At 68.7% G+C, this 24285-nt stretch carries 20 protein-coding genes and 6 tRNA genes; 12 read left to right on the top strand and 14 right to left on the bottom strand.

All coding sequences use genetic code 11. The features are described from left to right. From ACZ4UU_RS42170 to ACZ4UU_RS42160, 3 genes are all read right to left on the bottom strand, one after another. A partial coding sequence (locus ACZ4UU_RS42170; protein ID WP_471908734.1) for a DEAD/DEAH box helicase occupies positions 1-1788 on the bottom strand: 1788 nt, incomplete at its 3' end. A 252-nt stretch (positions 1789-2040) separates the two neighbouring features. After that, the gene (locus ACZ4UU_RS42165) at positions 2041-2580 is read right to left on the bottom strand and encodes a hypothetical protein (protein WP_471908733.1); all 540 of its coding nucleotides are present in this window, start codon (positions 2578-2580) and stop codon (positions 2041-2043) included. Positions 2581-2689: 109 nt separating this feature from the next. After that, on the bottom strand, positions 2690-3040 hold the full coding sequence (locus tag ACZ4UU_RS42160) for a metallopeptidase family protein (RefSeq protein ID WP_062724740.1): 351 nt from the start codon (positions 3038-3040) through the stop codon (positions 2690-2692). Positions 3041-3123: 83 nt separating this feature from the next. Between ACZ4UU_RS42160 and ACZ4UU_RS42155 the strand changes: the two genes are divergently transcribed. From ACZ4UU_RS42155 to ACZ4UU_RS42125, 7 genes are all read left to right on the top strand, one after another. After that, on the top strand, positions 3124-4758 hold the full coding sequence (locus ACZ4UU_RS42155) for a metallophosphoesterase family protein (protein ID WP_471908732.1): 1635 nt from the start codon (positions 3124-3126) through the stop codon (positions 4756-4758). Between the two features lie 80 nt (positions 4759-4838). Continuing rightward, positions 4839-4911 (top strand) — tRNA-Glu (locus ACZ4UU_RS42150). 37 nt (positions 4912-4948) lie between these two features. Beyond that, positions 4949-5023 (top strand) — tRNA-Asp (locus ACZ4UU_RS42145). Between the two features lie 25 nt (positions 5024-5048). Beyond that, positions 5049-5122: transfer RNA gene (locus ACZ4UU_RS42140), tRNA-Phe, on the top strand. 125 nt (positions 5123-5247) lie between these two features. Further along, the gene (gene hrpA / locus ACZ4UU_RS42135; RefSeq protein ID WP_471908731.1) at positions 5248-9192 is read left to right on the top strand and encodes an ATP-dependent RNA helicase HrpA; all 3945 of its coding nucleotides are present in this window, start codon (positions 5248-5250) and stop codon (positions 9190-9192) included. 94 nt (positions 9193-9286) lie between these two features. Next, positions 9287-9361, top strand: a tRNA-Asp gene (locus tag ACZ4UU_RS42130). 388 nt (positions 9362-9749) lie between these two features. Then, complete coding sequence (locus ACZ4UU_RS42125) at positions 9750-9953, top strand: DUF6274 family protein (protein WP_471908730.1); 204 nt, start codon at positions 9750-9752, stop codon at positions 9951-9953. Positions 9954-10472: 519 nt separating this feature from the next. Here ACZ4UU_RS42125 and bldC read toward each other — a convergent pair. Both bldC and ACZ4UU_RS42115 read right to left on the bottom strand, forming a co-directional pair. Next, positions 10473-10679 (bottom strand): developmental transcriptional regulator BldC, encoded by a 207-nt coding sequence (bldC, locus tag ACZ4UU_RS42120; RefSeq protein WP_003949541.1) that lies wholly within the window; start codon positions 10677-10679, stop codon positions 10473-10475. 601 nt (positions 10680-11280) lie between these two features. Further along, the gene (locus ACZ4UU_RS42115) at positions 11281-12123 is read right to left on the bottom strand and encodes a DUF8083 family protein (protein ID WP_471908729.1); all 843 of its coding nucleotides are present in this window, start codon (positions 12121-12123) and stop codon (positions 11281-11283) included. A 221-nt stretch (positions 12124-12344) separates the two neighbouring features. Between ACZ4UU_RS42115 and ACZ4UU_RS42110 the strand changes: the two genes are divergently transcribed. Together ACZ4UU_RS42110 and ACZ4UU_RS42105 are read left to right on the top strand one after the other, a co-directional pair. Next, the gene (locus ACZ4UU_RS42110; RefSeq protein WP_471908728.1) at positions 12345-13433 is read left to right on the top strand and encodes a Leu/Phe/Val dehydrogenase; all 1089 of its coding nucleotides are present in this window, start codon (positions 12345-12347) and stop codon (positions 13431-13433) included. Positions 13434-13751: 318 nt separating this feature from the next. Then, positions 13752-14003, top strand: coding sequence for a DUF3073 domain-containing protein (locus ACZ4UU_RS42105; protein WP_128435382.1), 252 nt, complete (start codon positions 13752-13754; stop codon positions 14001-14003). 69 nt (positions 14004-14072) lie between these two features. Here the strand turns inward: ACZ4UU_RS42105 and purM are convergent, their stop codons facing one another. The 9 genes from purM to purS form a co-directional block, all read right to left on the bottom strand. Beyond that, complete coding sequence (gene purM / locus ACZ4UU_RS42100; protein ID WP_471908727.1) at positions 14073-15140, bottom strand: phosphoribosylformylglycinamidine cyclo-ligase; 1068 nt, start codon at positions 15138-15140, stop codon at positions 14073-14075. 48 nt (positions 15141-15188) lie between these two features. Next, on the bottom strand, positions 15189-16718 hold the full coding sequence (purF, locus tag ACZ4UU_RS42095) for an amidophosphoribosyltransferase (protein ID WP_471908726.1): 1530 nt from the start codon (positions 16716-16718) through the stop codon (positions 15189-15191). Between the two features lie 61 nt (positions 16719-16779). Beyond that, positions 16780-17574 (bottom strand): META domain-containing protein, encoded by a 795-nt coding sequence (locus ACZ4UU_RS42090; RefSeq protein WP_471908725.1) that lies wholly within the window; start codon positions 17572-17574, stop codon positions 16780-16782. Between the two features lie 77 nt (positions 17575-17651). Then, positions 17652-18449 carry a maleylpyruvate isomerase family mycothiol-dependent enzyme gene (locus ACZ4UU_RS42085; RefSeq protein WP_471908724.1) on the bottom strand — a complete coding sequence of 266 codons (798 nt, stop codon included), beginning with the start codon at positions 18447-18449 and terminating at the stop codon, positions 17652-17654. A 9-nt stretch (positions 18450-18458) separates the two neighbouring features. Further along, positions 18459-19292 carry a M23 family metallopeptidase gene (locus ACZ4UU_RS42080; protein ID WP_471908723.1) on the bottom strand — a complete coding sequence of 278 codons (834 nt, stop codon included), beginning with the start codon at positions 19290-19292 and terminating at the stop codon, positions 18459-18461. A gap of 82 nt (positions 19293-19374) precedes the next feature. Beyond that, positions 19375-19875, bottom strand: coding sequence for an ArsR/SmtB family transcription factor (locus ACZ4UU_RS42075; RefSeq protein WP_471908722.1), 501 nt, complete (start codon positions 19873-19875; stop codon positions 19375-19377). Positions 19876-19982: 107 nt separating this feature from the next. After that, positions 19983-22241, bottom strand: coding sequence for a phosphoribosylformylglycinamidine synthase subunit PurL (gene purL, locus ACZ4UU_RS42070; protein ID WP_471908721.1), 2259 nt, complete (start codon positions 22239-22241; stop codon positions 19983-19985). Further along, a complete protein-coding gene (gene purQ, locus ACZ4UU_RS42065; protein ID WP_471908720.1) occupies positions 22238-22918 on the bottom strand; it encodes a phosphoribosylformylglycinamidine synthase subunit PurQ in 681 nt (226 codons plus the stop codon). The genes purL and purQ overlap by 4 nt, the downstream gene beginning before the upstream one ends. After that, entirely contained in the window at positions 22915-23178 is a 264-nt protein-coding gene (gene purS / locus ACZ4UU_RS42060) for a phosphoribosylformylglycinamidine synthase subunit PurS (RefSeq protein WP_019982969.1), read from the bottom strand. The genes purQ and purS overlap by 4 nt, the downstream gene beginning before the upstream one ends. A 311-nt stretch (positions 23179-23489) precedes the next feature. Between purS and ACZ4UU_RS42055 the strand changes: the two genes are divergently transcribed. From ACZ4UU_RS42055 to ACZ4UU_RS42045, 3 genes are all read left to right on the top strand, one after another. Then, positions 23490-23807: a histone-like nucleoid-structuring protein Lsr2 gene (locus ACZ4UU_RS42055; RefSeq protein ID WP_128435391.1), complete on the top strand. Its 318-nt coding sequence runs from the start codon at positions 23490-23492 to the stop codon at positions 23805-23807. A gap of 157 nt (positions 23808-23964) precedes the next feature. After that, positions 23965-24036, top strand: a tRNA-Gly gene (locus tag ACZ4UU_RS42050). Between the two features lie 97 nt (positions 24037-24133). Continuing rightward, positions 24134-24206 (top strand) — tRNA-Gly (locus ACZ4UU_RS42045). The last annotated feature ends 79 nt before the right edge of the window (positions 24207-24285 follow it).

The raw sequence follows: 24285 nt of genomic DNA, 5'->3' as shown, positions 1-24285 counted from the left end.
ACGGTCACGGTTGAACCCACCGCGGTCGTTGTCCCGACGCTCGAAGGAACGCCCACCACGGTCGTCACGGCGGTCATCGCGACGGTCGTCCCGGCGGAAACCGCCACGGTCGTTGTCCCGACGCTCGAACCCACGGTCGCCACGGTCACGGTTGAACCCACCGCGGTCGTTGTCCCGACGCTCGAAGGAACGCCCACCACGGTCGTCACGGCGGTCATCGCGACGGTCGTCCCGGCGGAAGCCGCCACGGTCGTTGTCCCGACGCTCACGACGCTCGTACGCCGGAGCCTCGGCCCGGTCGACGTCCTGCGCCACCGGCTGCTCGGGCACGGCCACCTCGACGGCCTCGACCGCCGCCGCGGCCTGCGCCTCGGCCACCGCGGCCTCCGGGTCCTCGCCCCGCTCACGCGCCGCGCGGGCCACCAGCCGGTCGGACTCCTCACGCAGCTCCACGGCACGCCGCTGCGCCCGCTCCAGCTGCTTGGTCAGCTGGGCGACCTCACGCTCGGCCTGCTGCGCGGCGTTGCCCGCCGACTCCGCCTGCACCTCGGTCATCGAACGGGCGCCGGTGATCTCGGCGACCTCCGGGTCGAACGCGTTGCCCCCCTGGATGATGTGGCGCGAGGCGTCGACGCCCGCGTCCTCCATCAGCCGGAAGATCTGACGGCGCTGGTGCGGCAGGGACAGCGAGACGACCGTGCCGGTACGCCCCGCACGCGCCGTACGGCCGGCCCGGTGCAGGTAGTCCTTGTGGTCACCGGCAGGGTCCACGTTCAGCACCAGGTCGATGCCGTCGACGTGGATACCGCGCGCGGCGACGTCGGTGGCGACGAGGACGTTGACGTACCCGTCCTTGAAGTCCGCGAGGGTCCGGGTCCTGGCCCCCTGCGTCATACCGCCGTGCAGAGCGTCCGCCTTCACCCCGGCGTCACGCAGCTGCTCGGCGACCCGGTCCGCGCCCAGCTGGGTGCGGACGAAGATGATGGTGCGGCCCTTGCGGGAGGCGATCGCGGCGGTGACCGGTGCCTTGTCCTTGGGCTTCACGATCAGGATGTGGTGCGACATGGTCGTCACCGCGCCCTGCGCCGCGTCGACCTCGTGCAGGACCGGGTCCGTCAGGTACCGGTCGACGAGGGTCTTGATCTCGTTCTCCATGGTCGCGGAGAACAGCATCCGCTGACCGCCCGCCGGAACCTGGTCCAGCAGCTCGGTCACCTCGGGCAGGAAGCCCAGGTCGGACATCTGGTCGGCCTCGTCGAGAACCGCGACCTCGACGTCCTCCAGGGAGCAGGCGCCGCGGTTGATGATGTCGCGCAGTCGGCCCGGGGTCGCGACGAGCACGTCTACGCCCCGCTCCAGGGCGTAGATCTGGTTGCCCATGGACGTACCGCCGCAGACGACCTTCATCTTCAGGCCGAGCTGGTCGCCGTACGGCTGGAGCGCGTCCGCGACCTGCATCGCGAGCTCACGCGTCGGGGTCATGATGACGGCCCGCGGCTTGTGCTTCTCGGTACGGCCACCGGACAGCCGCGCCAGCGTCGGCAGACCGAACGACAGCGTCTTGCCCGAGCCGGTACGGCCACGGCCCAGGATGTCCTTGCCGGCCAGGGCGTCCGGGATGGTCGCGGCCTGGATCGGGAAGGGGACCGTCACGCCGTTCTGCGCGAGCTTGCGGACGACGCCCTCGGGGAGACCGAGGTCCGCGAAGGTCACCTCGGGCGCCTCCTCGACGGCCGCGTTCTCCGCGTCCTCGGGCACGACGACGTGATCAGTACTGGAAATGGACATGCGTATGCGAAACCTTCCGGAGTCTCGTCGGCACGCGCCCGTCAACTCCGTGATTCGCAATACGACCGCCTCAATGCGGTCAGCCACGGCAAGGGAGAGTACGCGCCACACGGCGCGCTCTGCGGTGGCGCCGGGCAAATGGGATCAAACGATCTACCACCATACGCACCCCAGGCCCCCCAAGGCAAACCGACCGTCAACCATGTAGGCAACGTCACGTCCACCACCCCCTCACCCCCACCGCCCCTCGCCTCAGGCGGGCGCCCCCGCGGCCGGCGCCGGCTCCCGCTGGTCCAGCTGCGGCCCCGTCTCCTCGTGCGCCGACGAAGACGGCTCGGCCACCGTGGGCGTCGGCGACGGGGTCGTCGGCTGCTCCGTCGGCGTCGGCTCCGGATCAGGCGTCCGCGTGGGCGACGGCTCGGCCGTCCGGGTCGGCCCCGGCTTCTCCGTCGCCCCCGGCTTCACCGGCCCACCCCCCGCGGGCGCGGAAGCACTCACCGCCGCCGACGGCGAGGCGGACGGGGACGCCGACTCGGCACCCTTGTCCTTGCCCTTCCCCTTGCCCTTCCTGTCCTTCTCCCGCTTGCCGTCGTCCGCATGCGCCCCGTACCCGGACCCCCCGCCCGACACCGCCGCCCCACCGTCCGGCTCCTCACCACCGCGCTGCCCCGCCGAGTGCGACGGCTTCGCGTCCTTGCCACCCCCGTCGTCACCCACACTCATACAGCCGGCGGCAGCGGCGACGGCCATCACCGTGGCGGCCAGACGGACAGGTACGTACAAGGGGCGCACGGGAGCCACCTCCAGGGGCGGGCGAAGAAGTCAACCTGCCCAACTCCCGCCGCCCACAAGAGGACACGCCCCCCGAACAAGCCGGACAGCACGCGTCACAGACGCACTCTCACCCGTACCCGAGCGCATGCAACCGGGCATCGTCGATCCCGAAGTGATGCGCGATCTCATGCACCACCGTCACCTCGGTCTCCTCGACGACCTCCTCACGCGACTCGCACATCCGCAGCGTCGGCCCCCGGTAGATCGTGATCCGGTCCGGCAGCACCCCCGCGTACCACTCCCCGCGCTCCGTCAGCGGCGTCCCCTCGTACAACCCGAGCAGCTGGGGGTCATCCGCCGGCGGCTCGTCCTCGACGAACACCGCGACGTTGTCCATCAGCCGCGTCAACTCCGGCGGAATCCGGTCCAGCGCCTCGGCGACCAGTTCCTCGAACTCCTCGCGCGTCATCTCCAGCACAGGCCCATTGTCAGGCACCACACCGCCACAAGGAGCGCGAACGGCCCCGCATATCCACTTCCACGCCTGGGCATACGGGACCAATGGCCCGCGTCCCCGCCGCCGTCACCAAGGCCCTCGGTCACCTCCCCAGGGCCTCACGCGCCCTCGCCCGCCGCTACGCCACCCGCCGCCCCAGCCCCAGCCCCACACCGGAACTCGTCACCCAGCCCCACCCCCGGGCCCGCCCGTCGCCCACCACCGCCCTGCTCGATGGCGCTCCGCGCCAGCCCCTCAAATCTGCCCTCGGCCTCGTCGCCGTCGTCCTCCTCGGCGCCTGGCTCGGCCTGCTCATCGTCGGCAACGTACGCGTCCCCGTCGGCCCCATGAACACGACGATGACCCTCCGCCCCTCCATCACCGGCGGCACCAAGATCAACGTCTCCCCGCTCGGTGCCCTCCAACTGGACAGCCACATCGCCCCCGTCCGCCTGGACGTCAACGTCGACCAACTCGACCCCGCCCGCGCCCAAGCCCTCGTCGACCACCCCGAACGCCTCTCCGGCCTCCAGGACGAGGTCACCCACGACGTCACCGACGGCACCGTCGACCTGGCGCTACGCAGCTGCATCGCCGTCGTCACCGGCGCCACGGCACTCGGCCTGGCCGTCTACCGCCGCCCCCGCCGCGCCCTGACCGCCGGCGGCCTCGCCCTCACCCTCCTGGCGGCCTCCGGAGGCACGGCCTACGCCACCTGGAACCCCGAATCCGTCCTGGAACCGAAGTTCTCAGGCCTCCTCTCCTCCGCCCCCTCCCTCGTCGGCAACGCACGCAGCATCGTCACCGAATTCGACGTCTACCAGAAGGAGTTGGCCCGCCTGGTCACCAACGTGACCAAGCTCTACGACGCCACCTCCACACTCCCCGCCTACGCACCCGACCCGTCGACGATCCGCGTCCTGCACGTCTCCGACATCCACCTCAACCCGGCGAGCTGGAAGATCATCGCCTCGCTGGTGGACCAGTACAAGGTCGACGTGATCGTCGACTCCGGCGACACCATGGACCACGGCACAGCCGCCGAGAACGGCTTCCTCGACCCCATCGAGGACCTCGGCGCCCCCTACGTCTGGGTCCGCGGCAACCACGACTCCCAACTGACCCAGCGCTACCTGGAAGACCTCAAGAACGTCCACGTCCTGGACAACGGCAAGGCCAAGACGATCTCCGGCCTGCGCTTCGCCGGCATCGGCGACCCCCAGTTCACCCCCGACCGCTCCCAGATCCCCGGCGGCGACGCGGCCAACGAACTCGCCGGCGCCCGCCTCGCCACCTCACTCCGCGACCAGAAGGCAGCCGGCACGCCCGTGGACGTCGCCATCGCCCACGAACCAGTGGCCGCCCGCCAGACCGACGGCGAGGTCCCCCTGACCCTGGCCGGCCACATCCACCACCAGGAAATGGAACTCCTGCCCTACGGCACCCGCCTCCGCATCGAGGGCTCCACCGGCGGCAGCGGGCTGCGCGCCATCGAGGGCAAGCACCCCGACCCCATCCAGACCTCGATCCTCTACTTCGACCGCGACACCCGCCGCCTCCAGGCCTGGGACGAGATCGAACTCGGCGGCCTCGGCCTGACCACCGCGGAGGTCAGCCGCCACCTGGTCGAGGAGAACCAACCAGGCGCCACCGAGTCCCCGAGCAACTCCCCGACCGGCTCCCCCACCCCCAGCCCGTAAACCGTTTTGGCGATACCTCCCGCCATCCCATATGCTTCTCACGTCCCCGACGCGCTGAGAAGCGCCCAGGCGGGCCGATAGCCCTCATCGTCTAGCGGCCTAGGACGCCGCCCTTTCAAGGCGGTAGCACGGGTTCGAATCCCGTTGGGGGCACGCAACACCGTGTGCGACACTGTCGTACACATCGCTTGGTCCTGTGGAGCAGTTTGGAGTGCTCGCCACCCTGTCAAGGTGGAGGCCGCGGGTTCAAATCCCGTCAGGACCGCAAAGGCTTTGCAAAAAGCCTTGACGGCTGGGTAGCTCAGTTGGTACGAGCGATCGCCTGAAAAGCGATAGGTCGCCGGTTCGACCCCGGCCCCAGCCACAGCAAAGGCCCCGATCCTCGGATTGGGGCCTTGTTGTATGTCGGTGTTGTCTGTCGGTCCGCCACACCGCCGGAGGCAAAAGCGTTCGCCATGGATTTCGGTGGGATGAGATCCTGGATCGCGTATGTCTACGCACCCTGCCCCCGCCCTCGGCGCCCTCGCCCCCCGTCTGACCGAGCTGTCCCTGCGTGATGCGCAGCGGCTCGGGCGGCGGCTCGAAGGTGCGCGCAAGATCCGTAAGCCGGAGGCGCGGGCCGCCGTGCTGGCCGAGATCGAGGCGGAGATCGCCAAGGGTGAGGAGCGTATCGCCACGCGGCGCACCCTTGTGCCCGCTGTCACGTATCCCGAGCAGTTGCCGGTCAGTCAGAAGAAGGGTGATATCGCGGAGGCGATCCGTGATCACCAGGTCGTGATCGTCGCCGGTGAGACGGGTTCCGGCAAGACGACACAGATCCCGAAGATCTGTCTGGAGCTCGGGCGTGGTGTGCGCGGCATGATCGGGCACACGCAGCCTCGGCGTATCGCGGCGCGCACGGTCGCGGAGCGGGTGGCGGAGGAGTTGGACACGCCGCTGGGGGAGTCGGTGGGCTGGAAGGTGCGTTTCACCGACCAGGTGAATCCGGACGCCACCTTCATCAAGCTGATGACGGACGGCATTTTGCTTGCCGAGATCCAGACCGATCGCGAGCTGCGTGCCTACGACACGATCATCATCGACGAGGCGCACGAGCGGTCGCTCAACATCGACTTCCTGCTCGGGTATCTGGCGCAGCTGCTGCCGAAGCGGCCGGATCTGAAGGTGGTCATCACCTCGGCGACCATCGATCCGGAGCGTTTTTCCCGGCATTTCGGTGATGCGCCGATCATCGAGGTCAGTGGGCGTACGTATCCGGTGGAGGTGCGGTATCGGCCGCTTCTCGAGGAGGACACCGAGGACTCCGACCGGGATCAGATCACGGCGATCTGTGATGCCGTGGAGGAGCTGCAGGGTGAGGGCAAGGGAGACATTCTCGTCTTCCTGTCCGGTGAGCGGGAGATCCGCGACACCGCGGACGCGCTGGTCAAGAAGAACTACCGGTTCACCGAGGTTCTGCCTCTCTATGCGCGGCTGTCGCACGCGGAACAGCACCGCGTCTTCCAGCCCCATACCGGTCGCAGGATCGTTCTGGCGACGAACGTCGCCGAGACGTCGCTGACCGTTCCGGGAATCAAGTACGTCATCGATCCCGGTTTCGCCCGCATCAGCCGTTACAGCCATCGCACGAAGGTGCAGCGGCTGCCGATCGAGCCGGTGTCCCAGGCCAGTGCGAATCAGCGCAAGGGCCGTTGTGGCCGGACCAGCGACGGTGTCTGTATCCGTCTCTACTCCGAGGACGATTTCCTTGCCCGTCCGGAGTTCACGGACGCCGAGATCCTCCGTACGAATCTGGCCTCCGTCATCCTTCAGATGACCGCGGCCGGTCTCGGCGACATCGAGAAGTTCCCGTTCATCGATCCGCCGGATCACCGCAACATCCGCGACGGCGTCCAGCTTCTCCAGGAGCTCGGCGCGATCGATCCGGCTGAGAAGGACGTGCGGAAGCGGCTCACGCAGACCGGCCGCAAGCTCGCGCAGCTGCCGGTGGACCCGCGCCTGGCTCGTATGGTCCTGGAGGCGGACAAGAACGGTTGTGTCCGCGAGGTCATGGTCATAGCGGCCGCGTTGTCCATTCAGGATCCGCGTGAGCGTCCGGCCGACAAGCAGGCGCAGGCCGATCAGCAGCACGCCCGGTTCAAGGACGAGACGAGCGATTTCCTCGCGTATCTCAACCTGTGGCGTTACGTCCGCGAACAGCAGCGTGAGCGTGGCTCGTCGTCGTTCCGTCGGATGTGCAAGCAGGAGTATCTGAATTTCCTGCGCATCCGCGAATGGCAGGACATCTACACCCAGCTCCGCACGGTCGCCAAGCAGATGGGCATCCATCTCAACGAGGAGGACGCTCCCGGCGACCGCATCCATCTCTCCCTCCTCGCCGGTCTGCTCTCGCACATCGGCATGAAGGACGTGAAGGACGGCGCGAAGAACGAGTACCTGGGCGCCCGCAGCGCCAAGTTCGCGATCTTCCCGGGCTCGGCCCTGTTCAAGAAGCCCCCGCGTTTCGTGATGTCCGCCGAGCTGGTGGAGACGTCCCGCCTGTGGGCCCGGGTCAACGCGAGGATCGAGCCGGAGTGGGTCGAGCCGCTCGCCGGGCATCTGCTGAAGCGGACGTACAGCGAGCCGCACTGGGAGAAGGACCAGGCGGCGGTGATGGCGTACGAGAAGGTCACGCTGTACGGCGTCCCGATCGTCGCCCAGCGCAAGGTGAACTACGGCCGTATCGACCCGGAGGTCAGCCGCGAGCTGTTCATCCGCAATGCCCTGGTCGAGGGCGACTGGCGCACCCACCACAAGTTCTTCGCCGACAACCGCAGACTCCTCAGCGAGGTCGAGGAACTGGAGCACCGGGCCCGGCGCCGGGACATCGTGGTCGACGACGAGACGCTGTTCGACTTCTACGACCAGAAGGTTCCCGAGCACGTCGTCTCCGGCGCCCACTTCGACTCCTGGTGGAAGCACAAGCGGCACGAGCAGCCGGAGTTCCTGGACTTCGAGCGCGAGATGCTGATCCGGGAGTCGGCGGAGGCGGTCACCAAGGCGGACTATCCGGACTCCTGGCGGCAGGGTGCGCTGAAGTTCCGGGTGACGTACCAGTTCGAGCCGGGCGCGGACGCCGACGGTGTGACCGTCCACATCCCGCTCCAGGTCCTCAACCAGGTCACGGACGAGGGCTTCGACTGGCAGATCCCGGGCCTGCGCGAGGAGTTGGTGACGGAGCTGATCCGCTCGCTCCCCAAGCCGATCCGCCGCAACTACGTGCCGGCGCCGAACTTCGCCCAGCGCTTCCTGGACACGGCCGTGCCGCTCCAGGAACCACTGGCCGTGACCATGGCCCGCGAACTGAAGCGCATGGTCGGGGTCCCCTTCACCGCCGACGACTTCGACTGGTCGAAGGTCCCGGACCATCTGCGCATCACCTTCCGGATCGTGGACGAACGGCGCCGCAAGCTGGCCGAGGACAAGGACCTGGAGGCGCTGAAGCTCCGTCTGAAGCCGAAGGCGCGCAAGGCCCTCTCCCAGGCCGCCGCGGCCACCGCCTCCCGCCAGGGCGGCGAGTCCCTGGAGCGCTCCGGCCTGACCGACTGGACCATCGGCGCCCTCACCCGCGTCTTCGAGACGCGCCGCGCCGGTCAGCCGGTCAAGGCGTATCCGGCGCTGGTGGACGAGGGCGACACGGTTTCCGTACGCCTCTTCGACACCGAGGCTGAGCAGCAGCAGGCGATGTGGAAGGGCACGCGGCGGCTGATCCTGCGCAACATCCCGGTCAGTCCGGCGAAATTCGCGAGCGAACGCCTGACGAACCCGCAGAAGCTGGCCCTGTCCGCCAACCCTCACGGTTCGATCCAGGCCCTTTTCGACGACTGTGCGATGGCCGCGGCGGACAAGCTGATGGGTGACTTCGGCGGGCCGGCGTGGGACGAGGAGTCGTACCGGAAGCTGTACGACAAGGTGCGCGCCGAGATCGTCGACACGACGGTTCGTGCGGTGGGTCAGGTGCAGCAGGTCCTCGCGGCGTGGCAGGCCGCCGAGCGCCGTCTGAAGGCTGTACGCAGCCCTGCCCTGCTCGCCAACCTCACGGACGTACGCAAGCAGCTGGACGCCCTTGTGCGGCCTGGTTTCGTGACGACGGCGGGCCTGCGCCGGATGCCCGATCTGATGCGGTACCTGATCGCGGTGGACCGCCGGTTGCAGCAGATGCCGACCAACGTCCAGCGGGACACGACCCGTATGGAGAAGGTCCACGAGATGCAGGACGAGTACGCCTGGCTTCTGGAGCAGATGCCGCAGGGCCGTCCGGTACCGCAGCAGGTGCTGGACGTCCGCTGGATGCTGGAGGAGCTCCGCGTCAGCTACTTCGCGCACGCGCTCGGAACGGCGTACCCGATCTCCGACAAGCGGATCGTGAAGACGATCGACACACTGGCCCCGTGACGAGGCGTGCACACTGGGTGAGTTCGACCCCGGGGCTCACCCTCCTGTACAGTCTCTTCTCGCAGCGCAACGCACGAATAGCGCAGCGAAACCTGGTCCTGTGGAGCAGTTTGGAGTGCTCGCCACCCTGTCAAGGTGGAGGCCGCGGGTTCAAATCCCGTCAGGACCGCAGTGAAGAGTATGGCCCGCACCCGATCGAGGGTGGCGGGCCTTCTTCATGTCCGCTCCCGAACCCGTCGACGCCGGCCCACGCTCTCCAGCCCGTCCGGCGTTTGAGGACGAGGCCCCTTCAGGGCCGAAGCGGGGGTCTGGGGGCCGCAGGCCCCCAGGACGGTCGCCGTGGTGCCGGGTGCCCAGGAACCGCAGCGGGGGTCTGGGGGCCGCAGGCCCCCAGGACGGTCGCCGCGGTGCCGGATGCCCAGGAACCGGCGTGATCGAATGACCGGCGCAACCGGCGGAGCCCTTCGCGGAGCCACCACGCCACCTTGACGGCGTCACATTCGCTCGGTACCCAGAAACCAGGGCCCTTCCCGGCGTGGCCCCCTCGGAGGTGGCGTATGGCGGCATCGACTAGGCACGAGACGCGGGCGTTGCTCCGCGCGCACCTGGCAGCCGCCGCCTCCTACCGACATCTGACCCGCCACTGCCCGATCTGCCACCGCCTGCTGCGACTGGCGATGGACTCCGCCCCACGGAGCACCAGTCCGGCGCCCCCGGCGCCCGACGACGCCACCAAGGACGAATCCACGTCCACGGCGTGACCCGTGACCCGTGACCGCGACTGTGCCCCATGCCGACGTCAACTCCCGCCCTGGCATGGGCTAATGGATCACGCAGACCCCCCTAGCGCACAGAGCCCACAGGCAACAAGCACCGCGTGATGTGACGGGTGTCACCGCATGAGTTTCCGGAAGTGCGGTACTTACACCCTGCCTACAACTGGTCAATTTAATATGTGCAATTGCACCAGCTTCTAGGCATCCTCCGGCACACACTCAGTGACGCCCAGGGGTCGGTCCACAGGAGATTCGACAGCCCTCCCCAGACTCCGACAAGCCCGCCCACAGGTCGTCCGGTCGGCACACATTCCACGCACAAAAAGATCGCGCTGGACTCGGCGGAGTCCAGCGCGATCTACGACGCACCCTTGTTGCGTGCCTGAAGAGCTCTGACGGCTCGGGCGTGGGCTCTGTTGGGGCAGAACCCGCGTCGCTTGGAGCTAGGGTTCGGGCGCCGCGGCGAGTTGGGGGAACTGCCGTTTCGCCCGGTTATGGAGTTGTTCAGGCCTCGCTGCGCTGCTGCGGGATGCCCGCGAGCAGCGCGCGGACCTCAGCCTCGCGGTAGCGGCGGTGTCCGCCGAGCGTACGGATGGAAGTAAGCTTCCCGGCCTTCGCCCACCGCGTGACCGTCTTGGGGTCGACGCGGAACATGGTGGCGACCTCAGCCGGGGTCAGCAGCGGCTCGGCATCAGGGGTGCGAGCGGTCATGAGCGGCCTCCTCGGGAGAACCGAACCTTCTCGGTTCTTTCCTCTAAATTCTGCACCTTGACCCGCGTTGCCCGAAATGGCGGACGCGAGTCGAGTCGGTTATAGGACGAACGGCTTGTCCTCGGCACTACAACTACACCATCTGTCCAGCCGCGTCGGCCAAACCGATGGAATTGCCCTCCCAGGTGTTCATCAGCGACGGAAGCCGATGGACCATGCCATAGCGGACAGTCACGCCACTGTGACGATCAGTCACAGTGGCGTGCAGGAGTCTCAAGACCCCCCAAAGCGTGCAATGTCGAGAGAGAGTCCTCCCCGGACTCCTTGTCCTATTTTGGCACGAGGAGGGGTTAGGGGCGCAAGAGCCGCGTACGTGCGGTCCGTCACGCTTACGCGCGTTGAAGCAGCCTTGACGCATACGCCCGTATCGGGTCCTACGTCCCTTGTTGACGAGACATCAGGAACCCCAGAGCGAGCACGAAACCCCAAAACGGGCGTCTCGTCAAACGCCAGTTCGTTACGTCACACAGTGCGTCAGATCACACGGGTCGGCGTGCCTTGGGTCACACGGGTCGGCGTGTCCCGGGTCACACCAGGCCGCTCAGTTCGCCGAACGCCGGTCCCGCACCGACCGCCACCGCTCCACCAGCCGTCCGTAGGCCTCCCCGGCGGCCTCCCCGTCGCCCCGCCTGAGCGCGTCGATGCCGTGGGTCACATCGGCGGCCGAGTGGTCGTCCTCCAGCTCGCCGGCGGGCAGGGTGTGCACCAGGCCGCCGTAGTCCAGCTCGACCAGGGACCGCGGGTGGAACTCCTCCAGCCAGCGCCCGACGTCCAGCAGACCGTCGATGAGCGGCCCCTCGTCGATGGCGTCCTTCAGGGCCCGCAGAGCCCGCGCCACGCGCCGCCGCGCCTCCACCATGGGCGTGCGGTAGCGCAGCATCGGGGGGATCTCGCCCGAGCCCTTGTCGAACCGCCGCTCCTCGTCGGACACCAGCACGAACCAGTGCAGCGGCACCTGCCACGTCGAGGTGCGGATCCACGGCCGGGCGTCGGGGTTACGGGCCAGCCAGCGCTCGTAGTCCTGGGCCGCCTGACGCCGTACGACCTCCGGCAGCACCGCGTCCAGGACCGGCTTGGGCAGTTCGTCGCCCAGCTCGCCGAGCGCCTGCCAGCCGCGCAGCCGGGTGCGCCACGGGCACACGCACAGCACCCCTTCGACCTCCAGCACGAAGGCGTCGCCGCTCTCGTGGACCGGCACCGGGACGGGCGGGGTGGGCAGCAAGTCGGCCAGGGACCGGCGCAGTTCGTCCTGGTACGACGGGCGGTCGGCGCGGCGGGCGTACCGGGCCCAGTGGTCGCGCTCCGGTTCCGGGAAGGCGGCCAGTGGCTCGTACACGCGCAGATAGGTCGCGTACGGGACGATCACCGAGGACACCTTGGGCACGCCTGCTCTCTCCCCCGCCCTCTGCCAGGAAAACCCGCGGAACCCGCTCACAAACGTGCGGGAAAACTATGCAAATCGTCGCACGGCCGTACTCCGCGAGTAGGTGATCCTGAGCACTGCGGGATGGACGGGCGCCAACGGGTCTAATCTCATGCTCACAGCCCCCGCCACCCGTACGGGAGCTCCGCTCCAATCGCCGCCAGTACTCAGGAGTCACCACAGTGACCGACGTAACACACGGCGTCCTGCACACCCTGTTCCACTCGGACCAGGGGGGTCATGAGCAAGTCGTGCTCTGTCAGGACCGCGCCAGCGGCCTCAAGGCCGTCATCGCCATCCACTCCACCGCCCTGGGCCCCGCCCTCGGCGGTACGCGCTTCTACCCGTACGCCACCGAGGACGAGGCCGTCGCCGACGCGCTGAACCTCGCGCGCGGGATGTCGTACAAGAACGCCATGGCCGGACTCGATCACGGCGGCGGCAAGGCCGTGATCATCGGGGACCCGGAGAAGATCAAGTCCGAGGAGCTGCTGCTGGCCTACGGCCGGTTCGTGGCCTCCCTGGGCGGCCGCTACGTCACCGCGTGCGACGTCGGTACCTACGTCGCCGACATGGACGTCGTGGCGCGCGAGTGCCGCTGGACGACCGGGCGCTCCCCCGAGAACGGCGGCGCGGGCGACTCCTCCGTGCTCACCGCCTACGGCGTCTACCAGGGCATGCGCGCCTCCGCCCAGCACCAGTGGGGCGACCCGTCGCTGCGCGGCCGCACCGTCGGTATCGCGGGCGTCGGCAAGGTCGGCCACCACCTGGTGGAGCACCTGCGGGCGGAGGGCGCGGAGGTCGTCATCACGGACGTGCGCGAGGAGGCCGTCGGCCGGATCCTCGCGGCGCACCCGACGGGCGTACGGGCCGTCGCCGACACCGCGACCCTGATCCGCGTCGAGAACCTCGACATCTACGCCCCGTGCGCGCTCGGCGGCGCCCTGAACGACGACACCGTGCCGGTGCTCACCGCGAAGGTGGTGTGCGGCGCGGCCAACAACCAGCTCGCCCACCCGGGCGTCGAGAAGGACCTCGCGGACCGCGGGATCCTCTACGCGCCCGACTACGTGGTGAACGCCGGCGGTGTGATCCAGGTCGCCGACGAGCTGCACGGCTTCGACTTCGACCGGTGCAAGGCGAAGGCCGCGAAGATCTACGACACCACGCTGGCCATATTCGCACGTGCGAAGACGGACGGGATTCCGCCGGCCGCCGCGGCCGACCGGATCGCCGAGCAGCGGATGGCGGAGGCGCGCGGGGCGCACTGATCCGGGCGCGCTGTCTGCTGAAGATCACCCCAAACAGGGGTTTGGCCGGTACCCGCCGGTGGGCAGTTGGAGAGAACTCTCACTTCTACCGGCGGGTCGACCGCCGATAAGTGGTTAAAATCGCGGTTGACCAGCGAGGACAGGGCACCTCGAAGGTCCTGTGCACACGCGCGTGCTGCGGGCGACGTACCGTATGGGCGCGGGCTCAGGTACCGTGGAAGCCCTACGGACCGGCCTCTCCACGGAGAGTCCGTTCCGGATCATGAACGCGTGTCAGACTCTGGGGCCGTCGAGCCCCGTCGTTGAGGGGGTCGAGCCATGGGGCGCGGCCGGGCCAAGGCCAAGCAGACGAAGGTCGCCCGCCAGCTGAAGTACAACAGCGGTGGGACGGACCTCTCACGCCTGGCCGAGGAGCTGGGCGCATCGACGTCGAACCAGTCGCCGAACGGCGATCGCTTCGAGGACGATGAGCAGGACGACGACGACCTGTACTCGAAATACGCCGACCTCTATGAGGACGACGACGAGGATCAGGACGAGGACCCCTCGGAGCAGCGTCGCGGAGCTTGACTTTGCATTGAGCACTCACCCGGTCGGTGACCTCGGTCACCGACCGGGTTCTGTGCTGCCTGCAAGGCTTCAGCTCGCGTAGTCACCGATCAGGGCCGCGCCGGTCTCGTGGTCGCCCCTGTCCGTGATCTCGCCCGCGACCCAGGCGTCCACGCCGCGGTCGCCCAGGGTCGCCAGGGCCGCGTCCGTGGACTCCTCCGGGACGATCGCGATCATGCCGACGCCCATGTTCAGGGTCTTCTCCAGCTCCAGGCGCTCGACAGAGCCGGTCCTGCCGACGAGGTCGAAGATCGGGGCCGGGGTCCAGGTGGTGCGGTCGACGATCGCGTGCAGGCCGTCCGGGATCACCCGGGCCAGGTTGGCGGCCAGACCGCCGCCCGTGACATGGCTGTAGGCGTGTACGTCCGTGGTGCGGGTGAGGGCCAGACAGTCCAGCGAGTAGATCTTCGTCGGCTCCAGCAGCTCCTCGCCGAGGGTGCGGCCGAGCTCGTCGATCCGGCTCTCCAGGGCGAGGCCGGCCTGGTTCAGCAGGACGTGGCGGACCAGCGAGTACCCGTTGGAGTGAAGGCCGGACGCCGCCATGGCGATCACCGCGTCACCCTTACGGATGCGATCCGGGCCCAGCAGCCGGTCGGCCTCCACTACGCCCGTACCGGCGCCGGCGACGTCGAAGTCGTCCTCGCCCAGCAGACCCGGGTGCTCGGCCGTCTCGCCGCCGACCAGGGCGCAGCCGGCGAGCACACAGCCCTCGGCGATGCCCTTGACGATGGCGGCGACCCGCTCGGGGTGGACCTTGCCGACGCAGATGTAGTCGGTCATGAACAGCGGCTCGGCACCGCACACCACGATGTCGTCCATGACCATGGCGACCAGGTCGTGGCCGATGGTGTCGTAGACGCCCAGCTGGCGCGCGATGTCGACCTTGGTGCCGACGCCGTCGGTGGCGGAGGCGAGGAGGGGACGCTCGTAGCGCTTGAGAGCGGAGGCGTCGAAGAGGCCGGCGAAACCGCCGAGGCCGCCGAGGACCTCGGGGCGCTGGGTCTTCTTCACCCACTCCTTCATCAGCTCGACGGCGCGGTCGCCCGCTTCGATGTCGACGCCCGCGGCTGCGTAGCTGGCACCAGTTGTCTCAGACATGGCAGTAGAGAACCTTCGTGTCGTACGGCAGGTGTGACGGGCCCGCTACTACGGGCGGCGGATCGCGTCGGTGGCGGCCGTGGCGGCCGGGCCGGCGGCCAGCTCCGTCTCCAGGAGCTGCTTGCCGAGCAGCTCGGGGTCGGGGAGCTCCATCGGGTACTCGCCGTCGAAGCAGGCTCGGCACAGGTTCGGCTTGGCGATGGTGGTCGCCTCGATCATGCCGTCGATGGAGATGTAGGACAGGGAGTCGGCGCCCAGCGAGGTGCCGATCTCCTCGATCGACATGCCGTTGGCGATGAGCTCGGCGCGGGTCGCGAAGTCGATGCCGAAGAAGCAGGGCCACTTCACGGGCGGCGAGGAGATCCGGATGTGGACCTCGGCCGCTCCGGCCTCGCGGAGCATGCGGACCAGGGCGCGCTGAGTGTTGCCGCGCACGATCGAGTCGTCGACGACGACCAGCCGCTTGCCCTTGATGACTTCCTTCAGCGGGTTCAGCTTCAGGCGGATGCCGAGCTGGCGGATCGTCTGCGAGGGCTGGATGAACGTACGTCCGACATACGCGTTCTTCACCAGACCCGCACCGAACGGGATGCCGCTGGCTTCCGCGTAACCGATCGCCGCCGGGGTGCCGGACTCCGGGGTCGCTATGACCAGGTCGGCCTCGACCGGGGCTTCCTTGGCGAGCTTGCGGCCCATCTCCACGCGGGAGAGGTAGACGTTCCGGCCGGCGATGTCGGTGTCCGGGCGGGCCAGGTACACGTACTCGAAGACACAGCCCTTTGGCTTCGCTTCCGCGAATCGGGAGGTGCGCAGGCCGTTCTCGTCGATGGCGACGAACTCGCCCGGCTCCACCTCACGGACGAAGCTGGCGCCGCAGATGTCGAGGGCGGCGGACTCGGAGGCCACGACCCACCCGCGCTCCAGGCGGCCGAGGACCAACGGGCGGATGCCCTGCGGGTCGCGGGCGGCGTAGAGGGTGTGCTCGTCCATGAAGACGAGGCTGAAGGCGCCCTTGACCTGCGGGAGGACCTGGTGAGCGGCCTCCTCGATGGTCAGCGGCTTGCCGTCCTCGTCGACCTGGGCAGCAAGGAGTGCGGTCAGCAGGTCGGTGTCGTTGGTGGCCGCGACGCGCGGGGTGCGGCCGCCCTCCTGCTTGGGGAGGTCGGCGACCATCTCGGCGAGCTGGGCCGTGTTGACCAGGTTGCCGTTGTGGCCGAGCGCGATGGAGCCGTGCGCGGTGGCGCGGAACGTCGGCTGGGCGTTCTCCCACACGGAGGCGCCGGTGGTCGAGTAGCGGGCGTGTCCGACCGCGATATGACCCTGGAGCGAACCGAGCGAGGTCTCGTCGAAGACCTGGGAGACGAGGCCCATGTCCTTGAAGACGAGGATCTGGGAGCCGTTGCTGACCGCGATTCCCGCGGATTCCTGGCCCCGATGCTGGAGGGCGTAGAGCCCGAAGTACGTGAGCTTTGCGACCTCTTCACCCGGAGCCCAGACACCGAAGACGCCACACGCGTCCTGGGGGCCTTTCTCGCCGGGAAGTAGATCGTGATTGAGTCGACCGTCACCACGTGGCACGGCTCCGAGTGTAGGCGAGATCGACCACTGGTCCGAATTGGGGATACGCGACCGTAAAGGATCACTCGGCGGCGGTCGCGTTCACGCGTTCGCCGTTTGTGCTGGTCAGAGTGAGGTTGCGGTGATCGAGTCCGTACTTCACCGTGCCGTCGAAGAGACCCAGGAGGGTCTTCTCCGTATTCATGAGTGAGGTGTCGCACATCATTCGCGTGGTGGACGCGGTGCCGAGCGTGATACTGCCGTCGCGGACGGTTGCCTCGGCCTTCACTTTGTTGCAGCCGAGGCTGCCGCTGACCTGTCCGGATTTCTCGTCGAAGGTGAGGTGCGCCTTGCCGTCGGCGTCCGGGCTGGTGATGTTCCACTTCGTGCCCTTGAGCGGGGCGGCCTCCTCCTTGCTGAGGGTGACGCGGTCGCCGTCGGCCGTGGTGAGGGTGAGCTTGTCGCCCTCGACCTCGGTGGTGAGGTCGCCGTCGGAGAGGGTGCGGGCGAGGGTCTGCTCGAAGCCGGCGGGGACGCCGTCGCAGGCCATCTCGGTCGCCCGCATCTTGTCGAAGGTGACGTGGCTGTCGGCGAAGGCGGCGTCGGCGCCGAACTTGTTGCAGCCGAGGTTGCCCTTGACCTCGCCGCTGTCGGCGATCCGCAGATAGGCGTCGGTCGGGGCGGCGCTCTTCTTGCCGTCGACGGTGACCGCGTCGACGGACCAGTAGGCGCCGGAGACGGAGGCCGAGGCCCCGGAGCCGACCGAGGCGCTGCCCGCGTCCTCGCTGCCGCAGGCGGCGGCGAACGGGATGAGGGTCAGCGCGGCGAAGGCGGCCAGTCGCTGCTTGTCCTTGCCGAGGGTGCCGAGTGTGTTCATGCCGGTGGGACGGGAGGGGCGCGGGACTGGTTCCGCGGGTTCCGCTTGCCCGCGGACGTATTGGTGTTCGCCAGGTGTCATCCCATGAGCGGCAACAGCCCGCCCAGGTCGGCCCGCTCCCCGCTCGCGCTCACCTTGGCCTCCGCGACCGCGTCCCGCCACGTCACCCGCCCGGTCGCGAGCCGGATCCAGGTCAGCGGGTCGGTCTCGACGACGTTGGGCGGGGTGCCCCGGGTGTGCCTGGGCCCCTCGACGCACTGCACCACGGCGTACGGCGGGATCCGCACCTCGGTCGAACCGCCGGGTGCCTTCGCGGCGAGGGCGTCGGCGAGCAGCCGGGTGCAGGCGCCGAGAGCCTGGCGGTCGTACGGGATGTCGACGCCGGGGACGGCGACGTTGAGGTCGTCGGTGTGGACGACGAGCTCGACGGTGCGGGTGACGAGGTAGTCGGCGAGGGTCATCGCGCCGGTGCGGGCGGCGAGGACGCGGTCACCGGAGGCGTCCGCGAGCCGCTGGACGAGGCGCTCCTCGGTACGGGCGTAGAGGGCGCCCAGGTCGGGGTTGGCGGCGGCGAGGTCACGGGTGCCCTCGGCGATGTCCCCGGCACGGGCGGCCGTGGCGAACGGCCAGTCCACGAGGGCGAGGTCCGCCTTCGCCGACTCGTCGCGGTCGAGGTTGCGGCTGACGGTCTCCACGGCCATGGTCACGTGTACGGCCAGTTCCCGCACGGTCCAGTCCCCGAGCCGGGTGGGCCGGGCGAGTTGCTCGGGGGTGAGGGTGCGCACGGCCTGCCGTACGTTCCCGAACTGGGCGAGGATCGCGGTGCGGATCTTGGCGGGGTCGTAGGTGCGGGTGCGCTTCTTGGCCGGGGGCATGGGGGCAGCCTATGCGGGCTGCGATGCCGTCGTGGGTGCCTCGAACGCCTCGTGGTTGCGGGGAACGCCGATGCCGCGCCAGGTGAAGGGGACGCCTCGTGCGCTGTCCGGGTCGGGGCCGTCCATCAGCTGGAAGTGGAGGTGGGGCTCGGTGGAGTTGCCCGAGTTTCCGCAGCGGGCCAGCGGCTGTCCGGCGGTCACCCGGTCGCCCTCTCGGACGGTGAGCGAGCCGCGCCGCAGGTGGGCGTAGAGCGCGTAGGTTCCGTCGCCGAGGTCGAGGACGACGTGGTTGCCCACGATCCGCTTGGCGCCGAGCAGGTCGCGTACGGACGCCTCCACGAGCATCAGGTACAGCAGGGCGAGCGGCGAGGTGCGGCTCAGGTGGTCGCGCTGGACGTCGGTGGCCCGTACGACGGTGGCGTCGGCGACCGCGAGGAGCGGGGCGCCGAAGGCCGGGAAGGCGCTGTTGCGGCGGGTCATCGGCCAGAACCCGCTGAACCCGGGGCGGGCGCCCGGCTCGGGTTCGGCGACGACGTCGATGGCGAACGTCTGGCCGTAGGCGTGCGTGCCGTGGCTCGGCGTACGGTCGGCCGGGCTGTTGAGCGCGGTCCAGCGGCCGGTGACGGGCGGGTCGACCTCGACGGGTTCGCGGGCCGCGCGCGGGCTGTCCGGGGTGCCGCCCCAGCGGTTGGCCACGATGACGAGGGCGTAGGCCAGGACGATCGGCAGGAAGTTCCACCACCACGGATACCCGAGGTCCAGTGCGAAGTGCGCGATGATCAGGCCGAGAAAGGTCAGCTGCAGCCCTCGGTAGGTGAGGGTGGCCAGTTTGCGTGCGGACATCGTTCCCCCTTGCTCACGTGCTTCTTTCGCTCGTGCGTTCTTCGCCCTGCCCTCGTCGCTTCTCGTGGCGTCCTCGTTCGTGTCAGGGCCGGGCCGCCGACAGCGCCACCAGCAGCGGTACGACCCGCCCCGGCGGCACCTCGTAGCGACCCCGGCCGGTCGTGTGCAGCCAGCCCGCGCCGGTCAGTTGACGCAGGTGGTGGTAGATCTGGCCGGTCGTGCCGATCTCGTCCAGTTCGGCGAGTTCCGCCGCGGTGCGCCGGCCGCCGACGACCTCGCGCAGCAGCCGCAGCCGGACCGGATGCCCGAGCGCCGCGAACGACTCGGCGGCCTCGGTCCAGTCGTCGTCCAGCAGGCCCTCGGTCAGTGCACCGTGCTGCCACTCGTACTGCTCCCCGGTCGGCAGCCGTACGGCACCGGTGAACAGCACGCCTCCGTCGGCCGCTTCGAGCTCGGCCAGCTGGTCCTTGAACCCTTGCAGGGCCCAGAAGTCGCCCTCGCCGATGCGGGGCGCGGAGTTCTGCGCGTTCTCCAGTGCCGCCAGCCGGCGCTCCAGGTCGGCGACGCGTTGTTCGAGGCTCACACCCAGAGATTACGGAGATACGTAATTCGTGCAACCGTCGGACGGGTGCACGCCGAAGCCCCCGCCCGGCGGACCGGACGGGGGCTTCTGAGCCGTGGAACCGCTGTCTACTTCAGCAGCGCCGGGATCGTCTCCTCGTGCGCCACGCGCAGTTCCTCCAGGGAGAGCGCGAACTCGCCCTGGAGCTCCACCGAGTCGCCGTCGACGACACCGACACGCGTGACCGGCAGGCCCCGCGCACCGCACATGTCGTTGAAGCGGACCTCCTCGGAGCGCGGGACGGCCACGATCGCGCGGCCGGCCGACTCGGAGAAGAGGAAGGTGAAGGCGTCGAGCCCGTCCGGTACGACCAGCCGCGCACCCTTGCCGCCGAGCAGCGCCGACTCGACGACCGCCTGGATCAGACCGCCGTCGGACAGGTCGTGCGCGGAGTCGATCATGCCGTCGCGGGAGGCGGAGATCAGGATCTCGGCGAGCAGGCGCTCGCGCTCCAGATCCACCTGCGGGGGCAGCCCGCCGAGGTGGTCGTGGACGACCTGGGACCAGGCCGAGCCGCTGAACTCCTCACGCGTGTCGCCGAGGAGGTAGAGCAGCTGGCCCTCCTCCTGGAAGGCGACCGGAGTGCGCCGGGCCACGTCGTCGATGACGCCGAGGACCGCGACGACCGGGGTCGGGTGGATGGCCGCCTCGCCCGTCTGGTTGTAGAGCGAGACGTTGCCGCCGGTCACCGGGGTGCCCAGCTGCTGGCAGGCGTCCGCCAGACCGCGCACGGCCTCCGCGAACTGCCACATCACGGCCGGGTCCTCGGGCGAGCCGAAGTTCAGGCAGTCGGAGACCGCGAGCGGCTTGGCGCCGGTGGTGGCGACGTTTCGGTACGCCTCCGCCAGCGCCAGCTGGGCGCCGTGGTACGGGTCGAGCTTGGCGTACCGGCCGTTGCCGTCCGTCGCGATGGCGACACCGAGGCCGGTGGCCTCGTCGATGCGGATCATGCCGGAGTCCTCGGGCTGGGCGAGGACGGTGTTGCCCTGCACGAAGTGGTCGTACTGCGAGGTGATCCACTTCTTGGAGGCCTGGTTCGGCGAACCGACCAGCTTCAGGACCTGGTCCTTCAGCTCGTCCGAGGTCGCGGGCCGGGGCAGCTTGTTCGCGTCGTCGGCCTGGAGCCCGTCCTGCCAGGACGGGCGGGCGTACGGGCGCTCGTAGACCGGGCCCTCGTGCGCGACCGTACGCGGGTCGACGTCGACGATCTTGCCGCCGTGCCAGTAGATCTCCAGCCGGTCGCCGTCGGTGACCTCACCGATGACGGTGGCGATGACGTCCCACTTCTCGCAGATCTCCAGGAAGCGGTCGACCTTCTCCGGCTCGACGACCGCGCACATGCGTTCCTGCGACTCGCTCATGAGGATTTCCTCGGGCGAGAGCGTCGAGTCACGCAGCGGTACGTCGTCCAGGGTCACGCGCATACCACCGGAGCCGTTGGACGCGAGCTCGGAGGTGGCGCAGGACAGGCCGGCCGCGCCGAGGTCCTGGATGCCGACGACCAGCTTCTCGGCGAACGCCTCCAGGGTGCACTCGATGAGGAGCTTCTCCTGGAAGGGGTCACCGACCTGGACGGCGGGACGCTTCGACGGCTTGGCGTCGTCGAAGGTCTCGGAGGCGAGGATCGACGCGCCGCCGATGCCGTCACCACCCGTGCGGGCCCCGTACAGGATGACCTTGTTGCCGGCGCCGGACGCCTTCGCGAGGTGGATGTCCTCGTGCCGCATGACGCCGATGGCACCGGCGTTGACCAGCGGGTTTCCCTGATAGCAGGCGTCGAAGACGACCTCGCCGCCGATGTTGGGCAGGCCCAGGCAGTTTCCGTAGCCGCCGATGCCGGCGACGACACCGGGGAGCACCCGCTTGGTGTCGGGGTGGTCGGCGGCACCGAACCGCAGCGGGTCCACGACCGCCACCGGCCGCGCGCCCATCGCGATGATGTCGCGCACGATGCCGCCGACGCCGGTCGCCGCGCCCTGGTAGGGCTCGACGTACGACGGGTGGTTGTGCGACTCGACCTTGAAGGTCACGGCGTAACCCTGGCCGACGTCCACCACGCCGGCGTTCTCGCCGATGCCGACGAGCATCGCGTCGGACTCGGGGGCCTTCTCGCCGAACTGGCGGAGGTGGACCTTGGAGGACTTGTACGAGCAGTGCTCGGACCACATGACCGAGTACATGGCGAGCTCGGCGCCGGTCGGGCGGCGGCCGAGGATCTCCACGACCCGCTCGTACTCGTCCTTCTTCAGACCGAGTTCGGCCCAGGGCAGCTCGACGTCGGGGGTCGCGGCCGCGTGCTCGACCGTGTCCAGAGGCGTCCGGCTCATACGTTGACCAGCTTCTTGAGGATCGAGGTGAAGAAGGGGAGGCCGTCGGTGCGGCCGGTGCCGATGAGCGGCTCCACGGCGTGCTCCGGGTGCGGCATCAGGCCCACGACGTTCCCGGCCTCGTTGGTGATGCCGGCGATGTCGTTGAGCGAGCCGTTGGGGTTGAAGTCGAGGTACCGGAAGGCGACCCGGCCCTCGGCCTCCAGCTTGTCCAGCGTGTACTGGTCGGCGACGTACCGCCCGTCCATGTTCTTGAGCGGGATGTGGATCTCCTGACCGGCGCTGTAGTCGCTGGTCCAGGAGGTCTCCGCGTTCTCCACCCGCAGCTTCTGGTCGCGGCAGATGAAGTGCAGGTGGTCGTTGCCGAGCATCCCGCCGGGCAGGAGGTGGGCCTCGGTGAGGATCTGGAAGCCGTTGCAGATACCGAGGACCGGCAGGCCGGCCTTCGCCTGTTCGATGACGGTCTCCATCACCGGCGAGAAGCGCGCGATGGCTCCGGCGCGCAGATAGTCGCCATAGGAGAAACCGCCGCACAGCACCACGGCGTCGACCTGCTTGAGGTCCTTGTCCTTGTGCCAGAGAGCGACCGGTTCGGCGCCCGCCAGACGGATCGCGCGCTGGGTGTCCCGGTCGTCGAGACTTCCCGGGAAAGTGACGACGCCAATACGAGCGGTCACTTCGCGGCCTCCGCGACTTCTTCCACCTTGACGGTGAAGTCCTCGATCACGGTGTTGGCGAGGAAGGATTCCGCAAGATCGTGGATGCGGGCGAGCGCGGCGTCGTCGACCGGCCCGTCAACTTCCAGTTCGAAACGCTTTCCCTGACGTACGTCGGAGATACCTTCGAAACCCAGCCGCGGCAGTGCGCGCTGCACCGCCTGGCCCTGGGGGTCGAGGATCTCCGGCTTGAGCATGACGTCGACTACGACGCGTGCCACTGGCACTCCCGGTGTGTGGTGCTGAGCAGGTTCCTTCAGACTACCCGCACAAAATTTCTACGCGAGTAGAGTTGTAGGAAGCTACGTGATGGCCATCACGATCCGGTACCGGACAGGGGTGTTCACGAAAAGTTACGAGAAAGATCCCCGATCAGCCGCGGATAGCTATTGCGCTCGGGACACGCGGACAGATTTAGTCGGGCTTCACATTGCATTGCCGAGCACTGTACAAATGAATTGGCAAATAGCCGAGACTCGGCACGTCGTCGCAGCTGAGCTGCATGAGGTGCCGGACGAAGGGACCGATATTCGTGGCGCAGAAGGTCGTGGTCACTCTCTTTGACGACATCGACGGCTCAGAAGCGGCGGAAACGATCGCCTTCGGACTCGACGGCAAGTCGTACGAGATCGACCTGAATGAAGCCAATGCCAAGAAACTGCGTAAGGCGCTCGCGCCCTACGTGGAAGCCGGCCGGAAGCGGTCGAAGTCAGGCAAGGCGTACAAGCAGACCGAGGTCGCCCCCGACCCGGCGGCCGTCCGGGCCTGGGCCCAGGCCAACAAGATGGAGGTGCCGGCCCGCGGCCGCATCCCCAAGAAGGTCTACGAGGCGTTCGCCTCGGCGCGGTGACACAAGCCGGAGGAGGTTGTCCTCAGGGCCCGTCAGCAGGCCTTGAGGGCAGCCGACTTGGGCGGTGCGACAACCGACTTGCGCTACCCCCCTGCTGATCAGCTAATGTCTGGAGCACGCCGCCGGGCGGGACGGAAGAGTCCAGCTCGCCGAGCATGCGGGTGTAGTTCAGTAGTAGAACATCCCCCTTCCAGGGGGAAGGCGCAGTGTGCAATTCCTGTCACCCGCTCTGCACCGTCGTACCAACCACCTGGGGGTCCCCCCTCTGGGAGAGGATCAGGTAGGCTGGTGCTCGCACCGATCGGTGAGAGCCGGTCGGAGGCAATGCGGACGTAGCTCAGTTGGTAGAGCGCAACCTTGCCAAGGTTGAGGTCGCGAGTTCGAGCCTCGTCGTCCGCTCGGGAATGAGACCCCGGTCCTGATGGACCGGGGTCTTTTCGTGTATCCGCGACTCCGCACCAGCGGCGTCCCTGACATT

The sequence above is a fragment of the Streptomyces sp. NPDC028907 genome, assembly GCF_055564995.1.
Note: the sequence above shows the minus strand (reverse complement) of the source record. Positions and strands in the feature narration are given on the sequence as shown.